This window comes from Rhodococcus sp. IEGM 27 (assembly GCF_033142305.1).
Classification (GTDB): Bacteria; Actinomycetota; Actinomycetes; order Mycobacteriales; family Mycobacteriaceae; genus Rhodococcus_F; species Rhodococcus_F oxybenzonivorans.
Genome location: NZ_JAWLSG010000005.1, coordinates 463,252 through 485,768, shown reverse-complemented (window position 1 = coordinate 485,768; position 22,517 = coordinate 463,252). Strand labels below are relative to the sequence as shown.

The following is a 22,517-nucleotide window of genomic DNA, read 5'->3' as shown; positions in this document are numbered from 1 at the left end:
TCGTTGCTGCATGATGTTCGAACCGATCGCGCGGAAGTCCGCATCCACCGAGGTTTTCGATCAGATCACCGCACGCGTGTTGGGCGGGGACCTCGCCGCTGGCGAATCGCTGCCCAGCGAGCGGCGACTCGCCGAGGCGTTCGGTGTGTCCAGGCCGGCCGTGCGCGAAGCGATCCAGAAGCTCGCGCAGGCCGGCCTCGTCGAAGTGCGTCAGGGCGATGCGACGTCGGTGCGCGACTTTCGTCAGCACGGTGGGCCCGAATTGCTGTCCCAGCTGCTGATCCGGAACGGACAACCCGATTGGCCGGTCGTGCGGAGCGTCCTCGAGGCACGCCGGATGATCGGCACGCAGGTGGCCCGACTCGCCGCGGGCAGGGCGACCCCCGACGCGGCGGCCGCCGTGCAGAACGCGGCCGAGGCCCTGGCGGCCGCGAGCGATCCGGTCTCGCAACAGGTGCACGCCCTCACATTCTGGGAGAGGGTGGTCGACGCGGCCGATTCGATCGCCTTCCGGCTCATCTTCAACAGCCTGCGCAACGCCTATGAGCCGACCATGGCGGCCATGGCCGGCGTCATGGTTGCCGAGGTCGGGAGATCCGACCTCTATCACGCACTCGCCGATGCCGTCGCCGCGCACGACGAGGACACTGCCACCGGTGTCGCCGCCACCCTTCTCGACCTCGGGACTGCTGCGGTGACCACCGCCATCGACCAACTCCAACAACAGGAGCAGCACTCATGACGACACACTCTTCGGCAGACCGCCGCCGACGTCGGTCACTCACCCTGCGTGAGGCCGCCGATCAATTCCGGCGCCACCCGTCCCCGTGGATGGTCGGCGGCATGCTGGCGGTCGCCGTCGCGGCACGATTGGCGGTGGGCGACTGGCACCTGAGCGATGCCGTCCTGCCGGTGGTGATGCTGGCGCTGTTCCCGTTCGCCGAATGGGTCATTCACGTCTGCATCCTGCACTGGAAGCCCCGCAGAGTCCTGGGCCTGACCGTCGACTCGCTGCTTGCCCGTAAGCATCGCGAGCACCACGTCGATCCCCGGGACGTGCCTTTGGTCTTCATCCCCTGGCAGACCCTGACGTGGCTCATTCCGGTTCTCGCCGGTCTGTCCGTGCTGGCTTTCCCGCGCCTCGGCCTGGGGCTGACGTTCCTCGTCACACTGAGCGCTCTGGGCGTTGTGTACGAGTGGACGCACTATCTGATCCACAGCGATTACAAGCCGAAATCCCGGTTCTATCGGGCGATCTGGCGCAGCCACCGGCACCATCACTACAAGAACGAGCACTACTGGTTCACGGTGACCACCACGGGAACGGCGGACCGTCTACTCGGCACCGCGCCCGACCCCGAGTCGGTGGAGAAGTCGCCGACCGCTCGCAGCCTCCACACCGTGCGCTGACGCCCCTGTGAGTACTTGTCAACCTCGGAATGTCAATAAGTACTCACGGGCGCCGGAGGCGCTAATCCCGGCGAAAGAGCTTGTTACCCAACCACACCAGCGGGTCGTATCGATGATCGACCACCCGTTCCTTCATCGGGATGATGGCGTTGTCCGTGATCTTGATTCCCTCGGGACACACCTCGGTGCAGCACTTGGTGATGTTGCACAGACCGAGACCGAACTCGTCCTGCGACGCATTGCGGCGGTCTGCAGTATCGAGTGGGTGCATTTCGAGTTCCGCGACGCGAATGAAGTATCGCGGACCCGAGAACGCCGCCTTGTTGTCCTCGTGATCGCGCACGACGTGGCAGGTGTTCTGGCACAGGAAGCACTCGATGCACTTACGAAATTCCTGAGACCGTTCCACGTCGATCTGCTTCATCCGGTAGTCGCCCGGCGCCAGTCCGGGAGGCGGCGTGAACGACGGGACTTCTCGTGCCTTCAGGTAGTTGTACGACACGTCGGTGACGAGGTCGCGGATCACCGGGAAGGTCCGCAGCGGCGTTACCGTCACCACCTCGTCCTGAGTGAAGGTGGACATCCTCGTCATGCAGAGCAGCCGGGGCCGACCGTTCACCTCGGCCGAACACGACCCGCATTTACCTGCCTTGCAGTTCCAGCGGACGGCCAGATCGGGTGCCTGCGTGGCCTGGAGTCGGTGGATGATGTCGAGGACCACCTCGCCCTCGTTGACGGGAATCGAGTAGTCCTGCAGGGCGCCCCCGTCGGCATCACCGCGCCAGACCCGGAACTGTGCGTCGTACCCCATGTCAGGCCTTTCTCCCGGGATGCCCGGCGAGTTCCGCGTCGGTGTAGTACTTGGCGAGTTCGTCGGCCTCGAAGAGCTCCAGCAGGTCTGCTCGCATCGGCTCCTGCTGCTCCCGCGTGACCACCACGTCGGGGATCACGGCATCGGGATGGGATGCCATGTCGCCGTCCACACTGCAGACGAGCAGGGTGTTGCGCCATTGCGCATCCATGGCGGGATGGTCGTCCCGGGTATGCCCACCGCGACTTTCGGTGCGGGTCAATGCCGCCCGCGCCACGCACTCGCTGACGAGGACCATGTTGCGCAGGTCGACGGCAAGGTGCCATCCGGGATTGAACTGACGGTGCCCTTCCACGACGACGGCACCGATCCGGCTCTTGATATCGGCGAGCTTGTCGAGTGCGCGCTCGATTTCGTCGGCCTTGCGAATGATGCCCACGAGGTCGTTCATGTTCTGTTGCAACTCGGTGTGCAGGGTATACGGATTCTCGACCGCTTCCCCCTCCTGCCCGGAGTCGAATGGCGACAGCAACATTCGTGCGGCCGCATCGACGGCCTCGTCCGACACGGTTGGCCGGTCCGTCAGCGAAGACACGTACGTCGCGGCGCCCAGCCCGGCGCGACGCCCGAAGACGAGGAGGTCGGAGAGCGAATTTCCGCCGAGCCGATTGGACCCGTGCATTCCGCCCGAGCACTCCCCCGCCGCGAAGAGACCCGGAACACTGGCCGCGCCGCTGTCGGGGTCGACCTCGATGCCTCCCATGACGTAGTGGCAGGTGGGTCCGACTTCCATCTGTTCCTTGGTGATGTCGACGTCCGCGAGTTCCTTGAACTGGTGGTACATCGACGGGAGCCGGCGCACGATCTCGTCGGCGGGCATCCGGGAGGCGATGTCGAGATACACGCCGCCGTGCGGGGTCTGCCGCCCGGCTTTGACTTCGGAGTTGATGGCGCGCGCGACCTCGTCGCGGGGCAGCAGATCGGGAGTACGGCGATTGTTGTCGGAGTCCTTGTACCAGCCGTCGGCCTCCTCCTCCGTCTCCGCGTACTGGCCCTTGAAGACCGGGGGAATGTAGCTGAACATGAACCGTTCACCCTCGGCGTTCTTGAGGACCCCGCCGTCGCCGCGCACGCCCTCGGTGACGAGGATGCCTTTGACACTCGGCGGCCACACCATGCCGGTCGGGTGGAATTGGACGAATTCCATGTTGATGAGGTTGGCCCCCGCACGCAGTGCGAGAGCGTGTCCGTCGCCGGTGTACTCCCAGGAGTTGGAGGTGACCTTGAACGACTTGCCGATCCCCCCTGTCGCCATCACCACGGCAGGGGCCTCGAAGAGGATGAATCGGCCGCTTTCCCGCCAATACCCGAACGCACCCGAGATGCGGTCGCCATCCTTGACCAGTTCCGAGATGGTGCATTCGGCGAAAATCTTGACCCGCGCTTCGTAGTCGCCGGTGGCGGCGAAATCTTCCTGCTGCAGCGACACGATCTTCTGTTGCATCGTCCGGATCAGTTCGAGACCGGTGCGGTCACCGACGTGCGCCAGCCGCGGATACGTGTGGCCCCCGAAGTTGCGCTGGCTGATCCGCCCGTCCGGGGTCCGGTCGAACAACGCCCCGTAGGTCTCGAGTTCCCAGACTCGGTCGGGCGCCTCACGCGCATGCAACTCGGCCATCCGCCAGTTGTTGAGGAACTTCCCCCCACGCATCGTGTCCTGGAAGTGGGTCTGCCAGGTGTCCTTGTCGTTCGCGTTGCCCATCGCGGCCGCGCAGCCACCTTCCGCCATCACGGTGTGCGCCTTGCCGAACAGCGATTTACAGACGACGGCCACGGACAGGCCTTGCTCGCGTGCCTCGATGACCGCTCGCAGTCCGGCGCCACCCGCACCGATCACCACGACGTCGTATCGGTGCCGTTCGACTTCCGTCATTCCACTCCCCTCGTGTTCGGCGGCTTCGATGCGCGGTCAGTTGATCAGTCGCAAGTCCGACAGAGTCCCACTGGACACGAGCATCACGTAGAAGTCCGTGATCATCAGCGTGGCGAGGGTGGTCCAGGCCAGCTGCATGTGGCGTGCGTTGAGCTTGCTCACCTGGGTCCACAACCAGTAGCGGACGGGGTGCTTCGAGAAGTGGGTGAGCCGCCCGCCGACGACGTGCCGGCATGAATGGCAGGACACGGTGTACGCCCAGAGCAGGATGACGTTGCCGACCAGGATGAGCGTGCCCAGCCCGATGCCGAAACCCCCGTCCGCGCCGTGGAACGCTCGGATGGCGTCGTAGGTGTTGATCAGCGAGACGATCACCGCGACGTAGAAGAAGTATCGGTGGACGTTCTGGACGATCAGGGGAAGGCGTGTCTCACCGGTATAGGTTCGGTGGGGTTCGGCCACAGCACACGCCGGGGGCGAGAGCCAGATCGAGCGGTAATACGCCTTGCGGTAGTAGTAGCACGTGAGCCGGAACCCCAAGAGGAACGGCAACACGAGGAACCCGAGCGGAATGATCATCGGCAACTCGCCGATCGGAGTTCCGAAGTCACTCGACCCGGGCACGCACGAATCACTCAGGCAGGGTGAGTAGAACGGCGTCAGGTAGTGGTACTCCTCGGCGAAGTAGGCGGTCCGTACCCACGAACGAATCGACGCGTAGATCACGAACGCCGCGAGTCCGAGCACGGTCAGCAGGGGCGCCTGCCACCACCGGTCGGTCCGTAGTGTCCGCTCCGCGATTCGGGCACGCCTCGGGGACGCAACACCCAGATTTTCGGAATTTTTCGGTGGCGCGCTCATCCGCGCTCGTAGTGGCAGCCGCCGAGACCTTCGTCGTCGACACCCGCCCACATCGAGGCGTCATAGGGGACGTCGGGGATCTTGATCCGCTCGACGGGTTCGCGGCGCGTGACATGCGGCGGCGAGGTGTCGAGTTCCTGGGCGTCGATCTCGAGGCGCTCGAGATCGTTACTGAGCCGGCGCACCTGTGCAGCGTCGCCATACATCGAACGCAACGACCCGACACACCGCCGGAGGTGGTTGATCGTACGATTCAATTCGAGCATTTCGGAGGTCGACATTGGACCCCTCCCAACCCAGACGGATGAACCCGTGACGCGTATCACACTACCGACATCCCGCCGGATACGGGCGGCTTTTCGGCCCGGCGAGTCCCGCCGCGATGACTTTCCCAGATCGCACGAGTCCATACCTTCGGAAAGGCAACAGCACTCTCGAACTCTGGAGGAAATCATGGCCGACGCATCCATCGGCAGCATCTTGCTCGCCAGTACACATCCTGAGCGACTGCGGGACTGGTATGCCGCAGCCTTCTCACCGAAGGTCGATCGCACGCCCGGCGAGCCGGGGTACGACGTACTCGACTTCGACGGTTTCTACATCATGATCGACCGCCGCGACGATGTCGGCGACACGAACCCCGAACCCGGTCGCATCCTGCTCAACGTGGAGGTCGCCGATGCGCGCGCCGCCGCCGGGCGTCTCGACGACCTGGGTGTCACGTGGTTGTCGCCGCTCGAAGATCGCGACGGCAGCTGGTTCGGCACCGCGATCGACCCGGACGGTAACTACGTACAGATCATCGAGCTCAGCGAGCGTGCGCGAGCGGAGATGTCATGACCACTCGACAGGAAAGCGGGCGGACCGACGTGTTGGCCCGATCCCGAGGATTCAGTGGATTCGCGGTGAACGACATTGCCGCCGCCGAGTCCTTCTACACCAACACCTTGGGACTGGAGGTGACCGAAGAGGAGATGGGATTACTGGGGCTGCATCTGCCGAACGGACCAGTGGTGCTCATCTACCCGAAACCCGACCACACACCGGCGACGTACACCATCGTGAACTTCGCCGTCGACGACGTCGACAAGACGGTCGACGCGCTGACCGAACGCGGGGTGCACTTCCTGCGGTACGACGGTTTCGAGCAGGACGACAAGGGGATCATGCGCGGCAACGGCCCCGACATCGCCTGGTTCACCGACCCCGCCGGGAACATCCTGTCGGTGCTGTCCGAGTCCTGACCCGGCACCACGGCTTCGCTGGCCCGGTGCCCGATCAGTGTCCGGTCAGGAAGTCTCCGGTGAGCACCGACGTCCGCCAGCCGCTGTCGAACCATCCCGGTGCTGCTGCGGAGAACGTCTCTGCGTCGAGGCTGCCACTTCCCGCGGGCACACTGCCGACCACGCCGCTTCCCGTCACGACGGGCAGGTCGACGAGGTTGCAGCGCTCGGCGAGCCCGGGGTGATCGGGCCACGACCCGATGATCGTGCCGGCGCAGGACAGCCCGGCTCCGGTGAGGGCCCGGATGGTCAGTTCGGTGTGATTGAGGGTGCCGAGCCCGGCGGCCGCGACCACGACGACCGGCGCATCGAGCGCACGCGCAACGTCGACGAGCGTGAACCCGGCCTCCCCCAGCCGGACCAGCAGACCACCGGCACCTTCGACGAGGACGAGGTCGTGCCCGGCATCGAGCGCCCGGACCGCCGCCACCACGTCGGCGCAGTGCAGCAGCGGCATACCGCTCCGCCTGGCAGCGGTGTCGGGGGCGAGCGGCTCGGGATAACGCGCGAGTTCCAGCACCGCGGTGACACCGGACAGCCGGGTCACCTCGGCGAGGTCACCCGGCTCTCCCGGGGCGACGCCCGTCTGTGCCGGTTTGCACACGGCGACGGAACGGCCCGCAGCCTGAGCCGTCGCAGCGAGTGCGGCGGTCACGACGGTCTTGCCCACATCGGTCGACGTTCCCGTCACCATGAGCACACTCATGCCGAGGCTCCCGCCACCACGCTGGTGAGCACCGTCTCGATCAGCGCCAATTCCTCTTCGTCCAATGTCGCCCGGGCGGTGAGCCGCAGTCGCGACGTGCCCTCCGGCACCGACGGCGGCCGGAAGCATCCGACATGCACACCCAGCTCCCGGCATGCGGCTGCCGCGTCGACCGCGCGCTGAGGATCACCGAGGATCACGGACACCACGGCGGATTCCGGAGTCGCGGCGCCGGTGAAACGCGCGAGGTCCCGCGCGCGGTCGAGCACGGCGGCCGCGCGGTGCGGTTCGCGTGTCAGCACCGACAGCGCCGCCCTCGCCGCTCCTACCGCGGCGGGCGCCAGGCCGGTGTCGAAGATGAAGGTGCGGGCGGCGTCGATCAGATGGGCGCGCACCTTCTCGGAGGCGAGGACTGCACCGCCCTGGCTGGCGAGGGACTTCGACAGCGTTGCAGTGATCACGATGTCCGGTTCACCCGCGAGTCCGACCTCGTGGACCAGCCCCCGCCCGCCCTCGCCGCGCACACCGACACCGTGGGCCTCGTCGACCACGAGGAGGGCGCCGGTGTCGCGACACACCTGGTGCATTGCGACAAGCGGTGCCAGATCGCCGTCAGCGCTGAAGACCGAATCGGTGACGACGAGGGCGCGTTCTTCAGACCGGGTGGCCAGCGCGGCCCGGACGAACTCGATGTCCAAGTGCGGCGCGACGACGACGCGGGCGCGGGAAAGCCGGCAGGCGTCGACGAGGGAAGCGTGGCTGCCCGCATCGCTGACGATCAACGACCCCGCCCCCGACAGCGCGGTCACTGCCCCGAGGTTGGCGGTGTAGCCGGACGAAAACACCAAGCCGGCCTCTGCGCCCACGAACTCGGCGAGTTCCGATTCCAGCAGTTGGTGTTCGGTGGTCGATCCAGTGACAAGACGAGAACCCGTCGCTCCCGCACCCCATCTGCGGAGAGCTGTCATCGCTCCGTGCAGTACCTCGGGATGACGGACGAGACCCAGGTAGTCGTTCGAGGCAAGGTCGATGAGTGCGCTTCCGGCCGTCCGCGGACGCAGCTCACGGCGCAGTCCGGCGGCGCGACGTCGATGCTCGACGTCGTCGAGCCACGTGGAGAAGGTGCGATCGTTGCTCACCTCCGGAACGATACGGGACTTGAACAGTGTTCAACCCGGGTGGCCCCCCTTTTCGTCCAGTGGATAGGGTCACGAACGTGACCCGTCCCAGCCTGACCGCCGAAGAGATCACGTCCCTCGACGCCTCGCTGCTGTGGCATCCCTACGGCGCCTTTCCCTCCTCCACCACCCCGCTGGTCGTGACCGAGGCCAGGGGCACGCGCCTCGTCCTGGCGGACGGGCGCGAACTGGTGGACGGAATGAGTTCCTGGTGGGCGGCAGTGCACGGCTATCGCCACCCCGTTCTCGATGCCGCGGCCGCGGAGCAACTGGGGCGGATGAGCCACGTCATGTTCGGGGGTCTCACCCACGAGCCTGCGGCGCGGCTGGCACGACTGCTCGTCGACATCACGCCGGGCGGGCTCGACAAGGTCTTCCTCGCCGACTCCGGTTCCGTGTCGGTCGAGGTGGCCGTGAAGATGTGCCTGCAGTACTGGCGCAGCCGGGGCAAGCCGCAGAAGCACCGGCTCCTGACCTGGCGCGGCGGCTATCACGGTGACACCTTCGCCCCGATGAGCGTCTGCGATCCGGACGGCGGGATGCATTCGCTGTGGACGGACGTGCTCGCCCGGCAGGTGTTCGCAGGACCGCCCCCACGCGACTTCGATCCGCAGTACGTCGACGAGTTCGAGCGCCTCGCACGCTCGCATGCCGACGAGCTCGCGGCGGTCATCGTGGAGCCGGTGGTCCAGGGTGCGGGCGGTATGCGCTTCCACGATTCCCGCTACCTGACGGAACTACGAAGAATTTGCGACGAGCAGGGACTCTTGCTGGTCTTCGACGAGATCGCGACAGGGTTCGGCCGGACCGGTGAGCTGTTCGCCGCCGAGCACGCGGGTGTCAGCCCGGACGTCATGTGTATCGGCAAGGCGCTCACCGGCGGGTATCTCACCCTCGGGGCCACCCTCTGCAGCACCGAGGTGGCCGAGACCATCAGCGCCGGGGATGCCGGTGGACTGATGCACGGTCCCACGTTCATGGCCAATCCCCTCGCGTGCGCTGTCGCCGTCGCCGCCGTCGAATTGCTGCTCGCACGCGACTGGCGGGGCGAGGTCGCGGCGCTGCACCGCGGACTCGAGTCCGGCCTCGCTCCTGCCCGCGACCTGCCCGGCGTGCGGGATGTGCGGGTGCTCGGCGGTATCGGCGTCATCGAACTCACCGACCCCGTCGACATGCAGGCGGCGACCGACGCGGCGGTGGACGCCGGGGTCTGGCTTCGACCGTTCCGCAATCTGATCTACGCCATGCCTCCCTACGTGTCCACAGGGGACGACGTGCGGAACATCACAGCCGGAATGCTTGCCGCGGCAGGCAGCTCGCGCGGCGCCGGAAGCCCTCTCGCCTCGAGCTGAGCGCCCGGGCGCCGCGGGCTAATGTTCTTCTCATGACTGCCAGCGACGAGATCGGCACCACACACATCCCCGTGTGGCCCGGAACGGCCTACCCACTGGGCGCCACCTATGACGGCGCAGGGACGAATTTCGCGGTCTTCTCCGAGGTCGCGGAGGCGGTCGACCTCTGCCTCATCGCCCGGGACGGAACCGAGACCAGGGTGCGTCTCGACGAGGTGGACGGGTACGTCTGGCACGCCTATCTGCCGACCGTCGAACCCGGACAGCGGTACGGATACCGCATCCACGGCCCGTGGGATCCCGCGGCGGGACATCGCTGCGACCCCAGCAAGTTGCTCCTCGACCCGTACGGCAAGGCGTTCGACGGGGAGTTCGACGGGGATCGGTCGTTGTTCTCGTACGACATCGATCTGCCCGAGCCGGCGGAAGAGGCCGATCGCGCTGCCGGCACCGACGCCGAGGGCGTTGCCGCGGCCGACAGCGACCAGGGCGAAGACGCGCAGAGCAGCGGTGCGCAGAACGAGGACGACCCCGGTTCTCCCCTGCCCGGGCACGATTCGCTGGGCCACACCATGACGACCGTGGTGATCAACCCGTTCTTCGACTGGGCCACCGACCGGGCGCCGAAACGCCCCTATCACGAGACGGTCATCTACGAAGCCCACGTCAAGGGGATGACCGCGACGCACCCCGATGTGCCCGAAGAGCTCCGCGGCACGTACGCCGGTCTCGCCCATCCCGCGATCATCGATCATCTGGTCGATCTCGGCGTCACCGCGATCGAACTGATGCCGGTGCACCAGTTCATGCACGACCAGACGCTTCTCGATAGAGGTCTGCGTAACTACTGGGGGTACAACACCTTCGGCTTCCTCGCTCCCCACACGGGCTACTCGTCCGCCGAGAAGCCCGGTGGCGCGGTGTCCGAGTTCAAGGCGATGGTGCGTGCCTTCCACGAGGCCGGCATCGAGGTGATTCTCGACGTCGTCTACAACCACACGGCCGAGGGAAACCATCTCGGCCCCACGATCAGCTTCCGCGGCATCGACAACGCCGCCTACTACCGGCTCGTCGACGGTGACCTCGAGCACTACATGGACTACACGGGAACGGGCAACAGCCTCAACGCCCGACACCCCCACACACTGCAACTGATCATGGATTCGCTGCGCTACTGGGTGACCGAGATGCACGTCGACGGTTTCCGTTTCGACCTCGCCTCCACGCTGGCCCGGGAACTGCACGACGTCGATCGACTGTCCGCCTTCTTCGACCTCGTGCAGCAGGATCCGATCGTCAGCCAGGTGAAACTCATCGCCGAGCCGTGGGACGTCGGCGAGGGTGGTTACCAGGTGGGCAATTTCCCGGGACTGTGGACCGAGTGGAACGGCAAGTACCGCGACACTGTTCGGGACTACTGGCGCGGTGAGCCCGCCACCCTCGGCGAGTTCGCCTCCCGCCTCACCGGCTCCTCGGACCTCTACGAGGCGACGGGCCGCCGTCCCGGTGCGAGCATCAACTTCGTCATCGCTCACGACGGATTCACCTTGCGCGACCTCGTCTCCTACAACGAGAAGCACAACGAGGCCAACGGCGAGGACAACAACGACGGCGAAAGTCACAACCGTTCGTGGAACTGTGGTGTCGAGGGACCGACGGACGACCCCGAGGTGCTCGACCTCCGTGGCCGTCAGAGCCGCAACATCCTGGCCACCCTGATGCTCAGCCAGGGCACTCCGATGATCGCGCACGGCGACGAGATGGGCCGGACTCAGCAGGGCAACAACAATGTGTACTGCCAGGATTCGGAATTGTCGTGGATGGACTGGTCGCTCGCAGACACCAACGCCGACCTCGTCGAGTTCACCAAACGAGTGATCGACCTGCGGGCCAAGAACCCGGTGTTCCGCAGGCGACGTTTCTTCGATGGCACCCCCATCCGCAGCGGGGACCAGACTCGGGACATCGCCTGGCTCACCCCGTCCGGTGAGGAGATGACACCCGCGGACTGGGACAGCGGGTTCGGCAAGTCGCTGGCCGTGTTCCTCAACGGCGAGGGGATCCCTGAGCCCAATCATCGCGGCGAGCGGGTCGTCGGGGATTCGTTCCTGATGTGTTTCAACGCCCACGACGACGCCATCGAGTTCTCGACGCCGAACTCCGATTACGCGAACGAGTGGACCGTGGTGCTCGACACCGCGGTGCCGACGGGGTCGAACGACGCGGTGATCGAGGCCGGGAAGCCGCTCGAGGTCGAGGCGCGCTCGCTGGTCGTGCTGCGACGGACCGCCTGAGGCCGGGCGAGCATGGGGAATCCGACGATTACCGCGACCTATCGGCTCCAGTTGCGCGGCGACGCCTTCACCTTGACGGACGCCGCTGCGGTCGCCGACTATCTCGACGACCTCGGCGTCTCGCACGTCTACTTGTCGCCGATCCTCACCGCCAGTAAGGGTTCGACACACGGGTACGACGTGACCGATGTGACGACCGTGTCCCCGGCACTCGGTGGTCGGGACGCGCTCACAGCCCTGTCCGAGGAGCTACGGCGGCGGGGAATGGGACTCGTCGTCGATCTCGTTCCCAACCACGTGGGCGTCGCCAACCCCCGCGAGAATGCCTGGTGGTGGGACGTTCTCACCCACGGACAGCTGTCTGACTACGCCGACTTCTTCGATGTCGACTGGCGGCCGGACAACGGTGCGGACGGGAAGCTGGCGCTCCCCGTTCTGGGATCGGACTCCGACCTCGACTCGCTCACGGTCGACCGCACCGGCGAAGAACCGTTGCTCGCGTTCTACGAGCACCGCTTCCCGATCGCCCCGGGCACCGACTCGGAAGACGCGCGGGCCGTGCACGAGGCGCAGTCGTATCGCCTGGTCCCGTGGAACTCCGGACTCATCGGGTACCGGCGGTTCTTCGCGGTCAGCGATCTCGCCGGGATCCGTCAAGAGGACCCACGCGTGTTCGACGCCTCACACCGCGAGCTGCAGAGCTGGATCGCGGACGACCTCGTCGACGGTGTGCGCATCGACCATCCCGACGGGCTGGCCGATCCGGCGGGTTACCTCGATCGGCTCCGCGCCATGATCGGCCCGGATCGGTGGCTCGTGATCGAGAAGATCCTGGGTCATGAGGAACCACTCGACGATCACCTGCCGATCGACGGCACCACCGGATACGACGCGCTGGCCGAACTGGGTGGGGTGTTCCTCGATTCGGCCGGGGCGCCCGCGCTGACTGCGCTGTCGGCGGCCCGGACCGAAGAGCGGGGAGACAGCGCCTGGCTTCGACAGCGCGAACCCGAGATCAAACGTGAAGTGGCGAGCACGATGCTCGCTCCGGAGGTCCGGCGGCTGGTGCGGGCGATCCTTCGGGAAGCCGACGGCGACTACGTCGTCGAGGACGTCCGAGACGCGGTCATCGCGGTGGTCGCAGCCATGCCCGTGTACCGGTCCGACTACAGTCCCCTCGCCGGCCTGGCGCACCGGGTGATCGGGAGCGTTGTCGCCGAAGAGCCGCGCATGGCGGAGCCGTTGGCGGCATTGGCGTCGGCCCTCATTCGTGGGGGTGAGGCGGCCACGCGGTTCCACCAGGTGTGCGGTGCGGTCATGGCGAAATCCGTCGAGGACTGCCTGTTCTATCGCACCGCTCGCCTCGTCTCGCTCCAGGAAGTGGGTGGCGATCCCGCGACGGTGGGCGTGTCCCCCGCCGAGTTCCACCTGGCGTTCGCCGGGCGGGCGACGCGGTGGCCGAGGGCGATGACCACCCTGTCCACCCACGACACGAAGCGCGGTGAGGATGTCCGCGCACGTATCGGCGTCTTGTCCCAGGTGCCGAGCCTGTGGGCGGAGTGCGTGGATCAATGGGAGCGCATCGCCCCCAGTCCCGACCCGACCCTCGGATTGTTTCTGTGGCAGAACCTGTTCGGGGTCTGGCCGGTGGACGGTCGGGCGGCCGCGGACGTTCCGGACTTCCGCGATCGCATCCACGCCTACGCCGAGAAGGCGGTCCGCGAGGCCGGCACCCGCACATCCTGGAACGATGTCGACGAAGAATTCGAACGCGATCTCCATCGCTGGCTGGACACGGTGATCGACGGTGCCGTCGGCAAGGCTCTCGGTTCGATCTGCACCCAGCTGGCACCCCACGGTTGGTCGGACGCTCTGGGCCAGAAGCTGCTCCAGCTCTGTGGACCCGGAATACCGGATGTCTATCAGGGAACGGAGTTGTGGGAAGACTCGCTCGTCGACCCCGACAACCGGCGCCTGGTGGACTACGACGTTCGCCGACGCGCGCTCGACGGACTGGCCCTCCCTCCTGTCGACGCCACCGGCGCGGCCAAGCTCCACGTTGTTCGTACCGCACTCAGGCTGCGCCGAACACGTCCCGAAAGCTTCGACACGTACACACCGGTGTTCGCCTCGGGAAGTGCGTCCGCCCACCTGATCGGCTTCGCGCGAGGCCGATCCGGTGCGGCCCAAGATGTCATCGCTCTCGCGACCCGGCACAGCGTCCGGCTCAGCGAACGCGGCTGGGGCGACACCGGATTCACGTTGCCGGAGGGTTCGTGGACGAACCTGCTGACCGCCGAGGACATAGAGTCCGGCCATGTTCGGCTGTCCAGCCTGTTCGATCGCTACCCGGTGGCCCTGCTCAGCCGAACTTCGGTAGCCGAGTTGCCAGGGTCATGACGCGACGCGTCATTGCCCGAGGTTACGGCGGTCCCGAGGTCCTCACTGTCGTGGAGGTTGATCCGGTTCCCCCGGCGCGCGGTGAGGTCGCGATCGAAGTCCGGGCGATCGGCGTCAATCCCATCGACTACAAGCGGTACAGCGGCGCGTTCGGTACCGATCCCGATTCCCTACCCATGGGCCTCGGTGCCGAGGCGGCCGGCGTGATCGTCGAGGTCGGCGAGGACGCGACGGGTCCGGACGGGCCCCTTTCGCCCGGTGACGAGGTGATCGCGTACCCGGTCGACGGGGCATACGCGGATCGACTCGTCGTCGGCGCCGATTCCGTTGTCCGCAAACCGCCGTCGCTGCCGTGGAACGAGGCCGCCGGGCTCCTGGTGGCCGGTACGACCGCGGTCGAGACACTCGACGTCATCCAGGTCGGTTCGGGAGATCTGGTTCTCGTCCACGGAGCGGCCGGCGCTGTCGGGTCGTGCGTCGTCCAAGTGGCCTGCGGCCGGGGCGCGACGGTGATCGGCACGGCCCGGCCGGGACATCACGACTACGTCCGGTCGCTCGGCGCCACCCCGGTGTCCTATGGAAACGGTCTGGTAGATCGCGTCCGCATCCTCGCGCCGGACGGCGTGGACGCCGTCATCGACACGGTCGGCGGCGAGGAGGCTGTCGATGTGTCCGTCGCATCGGTACGCGACCCGTCCCGGATGGTCACCACCCTGGCAGTACCGCGTGCGGTCGACGCCGGCTTCCTCGGCGTGGGTGGCAAGAATCCTGCCAGTCGAGAAGTTCGAAGACGCCTCCGAGCGGTGGTCGTCGATCTCGCGGACCGCGGCGACCTCAGGGTCCGGGTCGCCCGGACATACTGGCTGGCCGAGGCCGGACGCGCCCACACCGAACTTGCCGGTCCCCACCCTGCGGGGAAGTTCGTTCTGCTTCCGTAACCGCTGCGCCGCCTCAGGGCTCGCCGGACTCTTCCCTCCGACGTCGCGCGATACGGCGTTGCTCTTCGGCGCGTTCGCGGCACTGGCGGAGAAACGCTTCGTCGTCGTCCGGGTTCTGTGCCACGTGACGGCCGGGGCGCTCGTACTCGCCGAACCCGCCTGTCGTGCCCGATCTGCGGACTCCCGCGCCGCGGCCGACGAACAACCAGACCAACGACCCGACGGTCGGCAGGAGCAGCACGATCAGCAGCCACACCATCTTGGGCAAGTGCCGAATATCCGACTCGTTCCGCGTGATCACGTCGACGAGGCAGTAGACCCACAACAGCAGAGTGACGAGACCGAAGACAAAGTACGGCACCGAGATTCCCCCTCAGAAGCGCGCCGGGAATGCCGAGCGCGGTGTCCCACGGAATGACGGGTCGTGAAACGGCGGTGTCCATGGAATAGCTGTGTCCATGGAATTACTGCGCCCATGAAACCACAGAGCGTGCCGGGTCAATGGAGCAGGCTTGCCCTGATCATCGCCTTGACCCAGTTGCGGTACTCGTCGATGTCCCACCCGCAGTCGTGCCGAAGCATGGAATGAACCTGGGGTGAGACGACGGTGAAGAGGACGTCCGCCGCTCGCTGCACGGAGATCTCCGGTCGCAGCAGGTCGTGCGCGGCAAGCCCTTCGGCAAGGGTCATCGCGTTCGTGGCGGACGCTCGGGCGCCCTCCTCGGCGAATCGCCTCATGTCCTCGTCGGCGCCCGAACTCTTGATCGACGTCAACATGAGAGTCCCGGCCCGTTCGAGGACGTCAGCGCCGAACCCCACCACTTCGTCGAGGATGCGTTCGACCGGATCGCCGTCGCGAGAGGCAGACGCATACACGGTCGGCATGCTGTCGTCGCCGCCCTCGATGGCGGCGGCGAGCGCCTCGTGAAACAGCTCGGCCTTCCCACCCGGGAACGCCGTGAACACCGTCCGCGTTGCGACTCCCGCTGCTTCGGCAACTGTGCGCACCGTGGTGCTCACATAGCCCCGGTCCACGAACAGTCGGGCCGCAGCATCCCGGACGAGGACGCGGGTGCGGCGCGCCGACTCCGCCCGCAGCGGCGAACTGTAGGTCCTTCTGACCGGTTCCAGCACGAACTCATGCTAACCGCATTGGAAGCAGCGCCCCTGCAACCAATGCGGTGAGTCACCGTGGTCCACCCACGCGTCGATGCCCTACGACTGCGGATGTTCCACCCAGGCGTCGGGCCCTGGAAACACCAGCGCTTCGCGACCGTCGTCGTACCGGACCAGGTAGGGCGGTTCGCCGTTCTCCCCATGTACCTCCACGACTTCGGCGGTGTGCGCGTGCGCCCCCACAACCCTGCCCTGGACGTGCAACCGGTCTCCCACTGCTACGTGCATGACTGCTCCTCGCGATACTGGACTCGTCACCTCAAGCTTGCTACTTCGCGACCGCCGGCGAAAGGGCTGACTCACCGGCATGTGCAGACTCGATGTGCCATCGTGGGGACATGGCAACCTACCGATACCTCGACAAGGACCACAACGTCTTGGAAGAGCACGACTTCGGCACCGTGCAGGATGCCGAGGAACACCGACTGTCGGTCCTCGGCGCCGAAATCATCGAGAAGGTCGAAGACTCCGGCAAGGACTGAACCCTACGTGCCGACGCAGCGGAACCGTCGCTCATGACCGATGCCAGATCCGTTCTCATCGTGGTGGATGCCGCGAACGTCGTCGGTTCGAGGCCCGATGGTTGGTGGCGTGATCGCGGCGGTGCCGCCCGGCGATTGCTCGTGAAGCTGGCCCGGTGGCAGGAACGCCTCGATGAACCACCCGAGGTGATTGCCGTGCTCGAAGGCGCGGCGCGAGTCGCGGTCGCCGACGAGCCGGAGGTGAATTCGCACCACCTGCAGGTGGTGCTGGCGGACGGATCCGGTGATGACGCGATCGTCGGCATTGTGGCTGAAGCGGTCGAAACGAACAGCGACCGGCCGGTCACGGTGGTGACGGCAGATCGCGGACTCCGCGCTCGGGTCGAGGCGCTCGAGGCCGGCACAGTCGGACCCCGGTGGCTGCTCGATCGCATCGAATCACCCGGAGAACGGTGAGCTCACTTCATACCTAGATCTGCTAGGGTCAATTTCGAACCCTAGAGGAACTAGGTATGGAGGTCGGATGTTCATCGACAAGGACTTGGTGGCAGCCTCGGCCACCCCGCTCGTGCTCGGCATTCTCGCCGACGGCGAGTCCTACGGTTACGCCATCATCAAGCGCGTCAACGAGTTGTCGGGCGGGCGGATGCAGTGGACGGACGGGATGCTGTACCCGCTCCTGCATCGTCTCGAGCGATCAGGGTACGTCACGGCAACCTGGCGCACGGCCGACAACGGCAGGCGTCGTAAGCATTACGCCATTACCGACCCCGGCAGGGACATGCTCGCCGACCGGCGCATGCAATGGACCGTCGTTGCGGAAGCCCTGCATCGAGTGTGGCAGTCCGCTCAGCTTCCACCGGCCGCCGCCGAGGGGTGGTCGTGATGGATACCGACGCAGAGCTGGAATCGCAGATCGGCCAGTGGCGTGGTTACGTTCGGGGCCACCGCGTGATCTCGAGTGCCGATGTCGACGAAATGGAAGGTCACCTCCGCGATCAGGTCTCGGACCTGTCCGCGGTCGGGCTGACGGCGGCCGAGGCCTTCCTCGTCGCCGTCGGACGTATGGGCAACCTCGACGCGATCTCCCGTGAGTTCGCGCTCGAGCATTCCGACCGACTGTGGAAGCAACTCGTGCTGATGCCGGCCACCGCGGAACCCGAAACCACTTCGTCCAAACGCGAACTGAGCGTCGTCCTGACCCTCGCCGTCGGAGCGGGACTGGCCGTCAAGGCTGGAATGGAGTGGCTGCCCGAGCTTGCCCTGGCCCGAAACATCAGCCTCCTCGTCTTGCCTTTCCTGACGGCATACTTCGCGTGGAAACGGAAGATGACAGTGCGCGGCGCCGCAGCACTCGCTGTCCCCTTCGTGGTCGCGGCACTCGTCCTGAATCTCTTTCCGTTCGTCGACAACGGGTCGACGGAAGTGATCGCGGCGATCCACGCGCCCATTGCGCTGTGGTTCGTCGCCGGGCTGGCCTATGTCGGTGGCGACTGGCGATCCCAACGGCGCCGCATGGACTTCGTCCGGTTCACCGGCGAGTGGGTGGTCTACATGGCCCTGCTTGCGCTCGGTGGCGGCGTGCTGATCGGCCTGACTGTCGGCGCATTCGCCTCCCTGGACCTCGATGTCGAGTGGGTCATCGAGCAGTGGATCCTGCCGTTCGGCATTGCCGGCGCGATTCTCGTTGCGGCCTGGCTTGTGGAGGCGAAGCAGGACGTCATCGAAAACATCGCCCCCGTGCTCACTCGCGTGTTCACGCCACTCACCATTCTCATGTTGCTGGCACTGCTGACGGCGTTCGCGGCTGCCCGCAGCGTCGTCGGCGTCGACCGAGATCTGCTCATCCTCATGGATCTCATTCTCGTGCTCGTGCTCGGCCTGCTGTTGTATGCCATCTCCGCACGTGATCCGCTGGCACCTCCCGACCTGTTCGACAAGCTGCAACTCATCCTCGTCGTCAGCGCACTCGCCGTCGACGTGCTGATGCTGACCGCCATGCTCAGTCGCATCGCGGAATTCGGCTTCACACCGAACAAAGTAACCGCGCTGGGACTGAACGTGGTGTTGTTGGTCAACCTGGTGTGGTCCGCTCGACTCGGTTTCGGCTTCGTCCGCGGCCGGTGCGGGTTCGGCGCCGTCGAGCGCTGGCAAACCCGATATCTGCCCGTATACGGCGGGTGGGCAGCTCTCGCCATGATTGCGGTGCCCCCCGCCTTCGATTTCATGTAACCATGACCCAGTCGCGTCGGCGGTAACGCTGCCTGACCAGCCAGGGCCGACAACCCTGCACGCCGCGCGAGGGCAAGGCATGCTTGTCGGGTGCACACTTTCGAGGTATGGGCTCCGATTCCGAGCGCCGTTCGCGTGGACGTCGACGGCCGAAGTCACGACATGACACCCTCTCCGGACGGCTGGTGGCGAGCGGAGGTCGACGCGTCTCCCGACTCGCGGTACGCCTTCCTGCTCCACGATGACGACACCGCCCTCCCCGACCCCCGTTCGCCACGCCAACCCGACGGCGTGCACGCACCGTCACAGCTGCACACCGTCGACCGGGACGCGTGGACGGACTCGCAGTGGCACGGCCGCCAGCTCGCCGGGGCCTCGATTTACGAACTTCACATCGGAACCTTCACGCCCGAAGGAACCTTCGCCGCTGCCGTCGACAAGCTCGACCACCTCGTGGAACTCGGTATCGACTTCGTGGAAGTGATGCCCGTCAACGGTTTCAACGGAACCCACAACTGGGGATACGACGGCGTCCTCTGGTACACCGTGCACGAGGCCTACGGAGGTCCCGACGGCCTGCAGGCCCTGGTCGACGCCTGCCACGCCCGTGGCCTCGGGGTGGTACTCGATGTGGTCTACAACCACCTGGGACCGTCGGGGAACTACCTCGACCGCTACGGCCCCTACCTGGCGCAGGGCGCGAACACGTGGGGTCGCAGCATCAACCTCGACGGCCCCGGCAGCGACCATGTGCGGCGCTACATCATCGACAACGCGCTCCGCTGGTTCGAGGAGTTTCATGTCGACGCGCTGCGTCTCGACGCGGTCCACGCCCTCGTCGACCACACCGCGACCCACCTCCTCGAACAACTGGCTGTGGAAACGCGCCGCCTCTCTGCTCATCTGGGTCGGCCACTGACCCTCATTGCCGAAAGCGACCTCAACGATCCGAAGTTGATCACTCCGCGTTCTGCCGGTGGGTACGGCCTCGACGCGCAGTGGGACGACGACATGCATCACGCCGTCCACGCCGCGGTGTCGGGTGAACGGCAGGGTTATTACGGTGACTTCGGGTCACTCGCGTGCCTGGCGGAAACGATGCGGCAGGGCTGGTTTCACGCCGGCACGTACTCGACGTTCCGCGGACGCATCCACGGGCGTCGTTTGGACACGCGGCAGATTCCGGCCAGTTCGCTGGTCACCTACACCTGCACACATGATCAAGTGGGTAATCGGGCGATCGGTGACCGCCCTGGCGCCTACCTCGACTCGGGGCAGCTGGCCGTGAAGGCGGCACTTGTGTTGTGCTCGCCGTTCACGCCGATGCTGTTCATGGGCGAGGAGTGGGGCGCGAGCACACCCTTCCAGTTCTTCACCTCGCATCCGGAGGCCGAGCTGGCACGGGCAACCGCGGAAGGCCGCAAGGCCGAGTTCGCCGAGCACGGCTGGAGTACCGAAGACGTCCCGGACCCGCAGGACCCGCTCACTTTCGAGCGCTCGAAGCTCAATTGGGACGAACGAGGGCGCGAACCCCATGCCCGGTTACTCGAGTGCTACCGCGCGTTGCTTCGCCTGCGACGTGAACGCGTGGAGCTGACCGATCCGTGGCTTGACGACCTCACCGTCGACTACGACGAGGACGAACGCTGGGTCGTGGTGCATCGCGGTGCGCTGCGACTCGCGTGCAATCTCGGAGCGGACCCGGTGACCGTGCCGGTCGGCGGCTCCCCCGTGTTGTGGTGGGAGCCGCCGAAGCAGGACGAGACCGCGTCGGCGACGATCGTGCCGGGTCACTCGTTCGTGATGCTCGATGCCTCGCGCACTGTCGCCTCGGGCTGACGGCCGCGCAGCATCCGGAGCACGAGCACCGCGGTGGCGAACAGAATCAGCGCGGTGGCGCCTGCGGCCACGTGCATGCCCTCGACGAACGCCGACTGCGCCGACTCCAGAAAGACCGATCGCGACGTATCGGGTAGATGCTCGGCTTCCGCGACCGCCGCACCGAGCGTGCCGCGGGCCGCGTCCACCCGTTCCGGTGCCAGCATCGATGTGTCGAGGCCGCCGCGGAAGAAGGCCATCACCACGCTGCCCAGGACTGCGACACCCAGTGCGACACCGAGTTCGTACGCCGTCTCGGACACGGCCGAGGCGGCGCCCGCCCGCTCGGGCTCGACCGCACTGACGACGAGGTCGGATGTCAGGGTCAAGGCAATCCCGACACCGGCCCCGGCGAGGGCGAAGCCGACGACGAACATCGTCGGTGCACCGTGGACACTCAGTGTCAGCATCATCGCGGCACCGAGTCCGGCGACCGCGAGGCCCCCACCGAGGACGTGGGATGTCGACCACCGGCGCACCATCCAGGCGGCGGCGAGCGCGGTGACAGCGCTGAGCAGCATGCCGGGGAGCATCAGCACACCCGATTCCAATGCCGTGTTACCCAGCACCAGCTGCAGATACTGGGATCCGAAGAACAGCACGCCTGCCAGGGCGAAGATAGACAGTAGGTTCGTGAGCACGGCCGTCGAGAAGGCCGGCTTGGCGAACAGCGCGACGTCGATCATCGGATCTTTCATCGCGCGCTGCCTGCGCACGAATGCCACGCCCGACGCCGCGCCGACCAGGCCGATCGCAAGGAGTTCCAGCGCGAACCCGTGGACGACCGTTTCCTTCACCGCATACACGAGCGGCAGCATCGTCGACATCGACAGCGCAGCGCTGAGCAGGTCGAAGCGACCCGGTGTCGGATCCTTCGACTCGGGGATCACGAGCGGTCCGGCGACGATGAGGACCAGCATCACCGGGATGTTGATCAGGAACACCGAACCCCACCAGAAGTGTTCGAGTAGCCAGCCACCGATCAGAGGGCCGGCCGCGGTTCCGCCGCCGGCCATCGCGCCCCACACACCGATCGCCAGTGTGCGCTCGCGAGGGTTGGCGAAGATCGTCCGAATCAGCCCGAGAGTCGCCGGCATGAGGGTTGCACCGGAGATTCCCTGCAGAACCCGCGCGACGATGAGCATCTCCGGGGTGGGCGCCCACGCCGCGATCAACGAGGCGATACCGAAACCGGCAGCGCCCACGAGCAGTAGGCGCCGTCGGCCGATGCGGTCACCGAGGGTGCCCATCGTGATGAGCAGTCCGGCGAGCACGAAGGAGTAGACATCGATGATCCACAGCAGCTGCGTGCTGCTCGGCTCGAGGTCGGCACTGATGAAGGGAAGAGCGAGATCGAGCACCGTGCCGTCGACGGCGATCAGAAGTACGGCAAACGCCAGAACGACGAGTCCGAGCCAGTCTCGGCGTGACGCGGATGCCTGATCCGGCGCGCCGAAGGCGTCGTTGATCCCGCGATCCGTGGAGACAGACATTTCTTTCCTACGACTTTCCCTGGAGGGCCGACACGATAGGTAAACCGTCCAGCCGGTACAGCTGGCTACTGTAGCTTGAACCGTCCGGAC

23 protein-coding genes are annotated in these 22,517 nt (G+C 66.3%); 13 read left to right on the top strand and 10 right to left on the bottom strand.

What is annotated here, in order from left to right; genetic code table 11:
• The first annotated feature begins 10 nt into the window (after positions 1–10).
• Positions 11–742, top strand: a complete 732-nt coding sequence (locus tag R4P95_RS20260) for a FadR/GntR family transcriptional regulator (protein ID WP_317746159.1) — start codon at positions 11–13, stop codon at positions 740–742.
• The gene (locus R4P95_RS20255; RefSeq protein WP_317746160.1) at positions 739–1,410 is read left to right on the top strand and encodes a sterol desaturase family protein; all 672 of its coding nucleotides are present in this window, start codon (positions 739–741) and stop codon (positions 1,408–1,410) included. The genes R4P95_RS20260 and R4P95_RS20255 overlap by 4 nt, the downstream gene beginning before the upstream one ends.
• Positions 1,411–1,471: 61 nt before the next feature.
• Here R4P95_RS20255 and R4P95_RS20250 read toward each other — a convergent pair whose 3' ends face one another.
• From R4P95_RS20250 to R4P95_RS20235, 4 genes are read right to left on the bottom strand one after another with little or no spacing between them, the layout of a single operon-like run.
• Complete coding sequence (locus tag R4P95_RS20250; RefSeq protein ID WP_317746161.1) at positions 1,472–2,221, bottom strand: succinate dehydrogenase/fumarate reductase iron-sulfur subunit; 750 nt, start codon at positions 2,219–2,221, stop codon at positions 1,472–1,474.
• A gap of 1 nt (position 2,222) precedes the next feature.
• Complete coding sequence (locus tag R4P95_RS20245) at positions 2,223–4,154, bottom strand: fumarate reductase/succinate dehydrogenase flavoprotein subunit (RefSeq protein ID WP_317746162.1); 1,932 nt, start codon at positions 4,152–4,154, stop codon at positions 2,223–2,225.
• 36 nt (positions 4,155–4,190) lie between these two features.
• Positions 4,191–5,015: a hypothetical protein gene (locus R4P95_RS20240; RefSeq protein ID WP_213572388.1), complete on the bottom strand. Its 825-nt coding sequence runs from the start codon at positions 5,013–5,015 to the stop codon at positions 4,191–4,193.
• Positions 5,012–5,296 carry a hypothetical protein gene (locus tag R4P95_RS20235; protein WP_109329332.1) on the bottom strand — a complete coding sequence of 95 codons (285 nt, stop codon included), beginning with the start codon at positions 5,294–5,296 and terminating at the stop codon, positions 5,012–5,014. Before R4P95_RS20235 ends, R4P95_RS20240 begins: the two co-directional genes overlap by 4 nt.
• Positions 5,297–5,468: 172 nt before the next feature.
• Between R4P95_RS20235 and R4P95_RS20230 the strand changes: the two genes are divergently transcribed.
• Together R4P95_RS20230 and R4P95_RS20225 are read left to right on the top strand one after the other, a co-directional pair.
• The gene (locus R4P95_RS20230; protein ID WP_317746163.1) at positions 5,469–5,855 is read left to right on the top strand and encodes a VOC family protein; all 387 of its coding nucleotides are present in this window, start codon (positions 5,469–5,471) and stop codon (positions 5,853–5,855) included.
• Positions 5,852–6,259 carry a VOC family protein gene (locus R4P95_RS20225; RefSeq protein ID WP_397517740.1) on the top strand — a complete coding sequence of 136 codons (408 nt, stop codon included), beginning with the start codon at positions 5,852–5,854 and terminating at the stop codon, positions 6,257–6,259. The genes R4P95_RS20230 and R4P95_RS20225 overlap by 4 nt, the downstream gene beginning before the upstream one ends.
• Before the next feature lie 34 nt (positions 6,260–6,293).
• On the opposite strand, the gene bioD is transcribed toward R4P95_RS20225, so the two are convergent.
• Both bioD and R4P95_RS20215 read right to left on the bottom strand, forming a co-directional pair.
• A complete protein-coding gene (bioD, locus tag R4P95_RS20220) occupies positions 6,294–7,004 on the bottom strand; it encodes a dethiobiotin synthase (RefSeq protein WP_317746164.1) in 711 nt (236 codons plus the stop codon).
• A complete protein-coding gene (locus R4P95_RS20215) occupies positions 7,001–8,143 on the bottom strand; it encodes an 8-amino-7-oxononanoate synthase (RefSeq protein WP_317746165.1) in 1,143 nt (380 codons plus the stop codon). Before R4P95_RS20215 ends, bioD begins: the two co-directional genes overlap by 4 nt.
• 77 nt (positions 8,144–8,220) lie before the next feature.
• On the opposite strand from R4P95_RS20215, the gene R4P95_RS20210 reads away from it, so the two are divergent.
• The 4 genes from R4P95_RS20210 to R4P95_RS20195 are packed head-to-tail and all read left to right on the top strand — an operon-like array spanning position 8,221 to position 15,166.
• Positions 8,221–9,534 carry an adenosylmethionine--8-amino-7-oxononanoate transaminase gene (locus R4P95_RS20210; RefSeq protein ID WP_213572392.1) on the top strand — a complete coding sequence of 438 codons (1,314 nt, stop codon included), beginning with the start codon at positions 8,221–8,223 and terminating at the stop codon, positions 9,532–9,534.
• A 32-nt stretch (positions 9,535–9,566) separates the two neighbouring features.
• Positions 9,567–11,828 (top strand): glycogen debranching protein GlgX, encoded by a 2,262-nt coding sequence (glgX, locus tag R4P95_RS20205; protein WP_213572393.1) that lies wholly within the window; start codon positions 9,567–9,569, stop codon positions 11,826–11,828.
• Positions 11,829–11,840: 12 nt separating this feature from the next.
• The gene (gene treY / locus R4P95_RS20200) at positions 11,841–14,228 is read left to right on the top strand and encodes a malto-oligosyltrehalose synthase (RefSeq protein ID WP_317746166.1); all 2,388 of its coding nucleotides are present in this window, start codon (positions 11,841–11,843) and stop codon (positions 14,226–14,228) included.
• A complete protein-coding gene (locus R4P95_RS20195) occupies positions 14,225–15,166 on the top strand; it encodes an NADP-dependent oxidoreductase (RefSeq protein WP_317746167.1) in 942 nt (313 codons plus the stop codon). Before treY ends, R4P95_RS20195 begins: the two co-directional genes overlap by 4 nt.
• A gap of 13 nt (positions 15,167–15,179) precedes the next feature.
• On the opposite strand, the gene R4P95_RS20190 is transcribed toward R4P95_RS20195, so the two are convergent.
• The 3 genes from R4P95_RS20190 to R4P95_RS20180 all read right to left on the bottom strand — a co-directional run bounded on the left by R4P95_RS20190 (position 15,180) and on the right by R4P95_RS20180 (position 16,570).
• The gene (locus tag R4P95_RS20190; protein ID WP_109335046.1) at positions 15,180–15,527 is read right to left on the bottom strand and encodes a PLD nuclease N-terminal domain-containing protein; all 348 of its coding nucleotides are present in this window, start codon (positions 15,525–15,527) and stop codon (positions 15,180–15,182) included.
• A 137-nt stretch (positions 15,528–15,664) separates the two neighbouring features.
• Positions 15,665–16,300: a helix-turn-helix domain-containing protein gene (locus R4P95_RS20185; RefSeq protein ID WP_317746168.1), complete on the bottom strand. Its 636-nt coding sequence runs from the start codon at positions 16,298–16,300 to the stop codon at positions 15,665–15,667.
• A gap of 81 nt (positions 16,301–16,381) precedes the next feature.
• The gene (locus R4P95_RS20180; RefSeq protein WP_213572398.1) at positions 16,382–16,570 is read right to left on the bottom strand and encodes a DUF1918 domain-containing protein; all 189 of its coding nucleotides are present in this window, start codon (positions 16,568–16,570) and stop codon (positions 16,382–16,384) included.
• 110 nt (positions 16,571–16,680) lie between these two features.
• Between R4P95_RS20180 and R4P95_RS20175 the strand changes: the two genes are divergently transcribed.
• The 5 genes from R4P95_RS20175 to treZ all read left to right on the top strand — a co-directional run bounded on the left by R4P95_RS20175 (position 16,681) and on the right by treZ (position 20,895).
• On the top strand, positions 16,681–16,824 hold the full coding sequence (locus R4P95_RS20175; RefSeq protein ID WP_201453563.1) for a hypothetical protein: 144 nt from the start codon (positions 16,681–16,683) through the stop codon (positions 16,822–16,824).
• Positions 16,825–16,857: 33 nt separating this feature from the next.
• Positions 16,858–17,280 (top strand): hypothetical protein, encoded by a 423-nt coding sequence (locus R4P95_RS20170; RefSeq protein ID WP_317746169.1) that lies wholly within the window; start codon positions 16,858–16,860, stop codon positions 17,278–17,280.
• Between the two features lie 67 nt (positions 17,281–17,347).
• Positions 17,348–17,710, top strand: coding sequence for a PadR family transcriptional regulator (locus R4P95_RS20165; protein WP_208961802.1), 363 nt, complete (start codon positions 17,348–17,350; stop codon positions 17,708–17,710).
• Positions 17,710–19,056, top strand: a complete 1,347-nt coding sequence (locus R4P95_RS20160; protein ID WP_317746170.1) for a permease prefix domain 1-containing protein — start codon at positions 17,710–17,712, stop codon at positions 19,054–19,056. The genes R4P95_RS20165 and R4P95_RS20160 overlap by 1 nt, the downstream gene beginning before the upstream one ends.
• A 90-nt stretch (positions 19,057–19,146) precedes the next feature.
• A complete protein-coding gene (treZ, locus tag R4P95_RS20155) occupies positions 19,147–20,895 on the top strand; it encodes a malto-oligosyltrehalose trehalohydrolase (protein WP_317746172.1) in 1,749 nt (582 codons plus the stop codon).
• Here treZ and R4P95_RS20150 read toward each other — a convergent pair.
• A complete protein-coding gene (locus R4P95_RS20150; protein ID WP_317746173.1) occupies positions 20,847–22,427 on the bottom strand; it encodes an MFS transporter in 1,581 nt (526 codons plus the stop codon). The genes treZ and R4P95_RS20150 overlap by 49 nt on opposite strands.
• Positions 22,428–22,517 lie beyond the last annotated feature (90 nt).